The organism is Aquimarina addita (assembly GCF_039539305.1).
Classification (GTDB): Bacteria; Bacteroidota; Bacteroidia; order Flavobacteriales; family Flavobacteriaceae; genus Aquimarina; species Aquimarina addita.
In genome coordinates this window covers 1-780 of sequence record NZ_BAABCW010000074.1, presented here as the reverse complement: position 1 = coordinate 780, position 780 = coordinate 1, and the positions used below count along the sequence as shown (strand labels likewise).

Here is a 780-nt window from a genome sequence, read left to right as displayed (position 1 = left end):
GCCAATGGGAGGAGATCGCAATAGAATCGTCTAGAAAACTACCAAAAATCACATTGCCCAACCACCTCGCATATGTAATCTACACATCAGGGTCAACAGGGAAACCTAAAGGGGTAATGATTGAACATGATAATTTGATCCAACTATTCAAAAGTGATAAACCAGACTATAATTTTAATGATAGTGATGTTTGGACATTATTTCATTCCTTCTGTTTTGATTTTTCAGTATGGGAGATATTCGGCGCACTTATTCATGGAGCACGTTTAATTATAATTCCAATAGAACTTACAAAAGATATAATTTCTTTTGGCGATTTATTAATTAAATATAAAGTGACAATATTGAATCAGACACCATCTGTATTCTATGTTCTTCAAAAACATCTTATTCCTTCAATTTCAAATCTAAATTTAAGATATATAATATTTGGAGGAGATGCTCTAAACCCTTACAAGCTAAAAACTTGGAAAAACAACTATAAAGAGTGTATATTAGTTAATATGTATGGTATCACAGAGACAACTATACATGTTACATATAAACAGATAACAGCAACAGAAACCTTTAGCCCTAGTAGTGTAATTGGTAAAGCAATCTCCTCATTGAACTGCCATATTGTAGGGAATGGTCTTGAATTACAGCCTATAGGGGTAATAGGTGAATTATGCATAAGTGGTGCTGGTTTGGCACGTGGGTATCTCAATCGTCCCGATCTGACCAGAGAAAAATTCATCGACAATCCATTTAGCGATGATTCCGGTTCGCGTTTATATAAGA

At 34.2% G+C, this 780-nt stretch carries 1 protein-coding gene; it reads left to right on the top strand.

Features of this window, described 5'->3' with window-relative positions; genetic code table 11:
- On the top strand, positions 1 to 780 hold a 780-nt coding region (locus tag ABD816_RS22205; protein ID WP_344931112.1), incomplete at both ends, for an AMP-binding protein.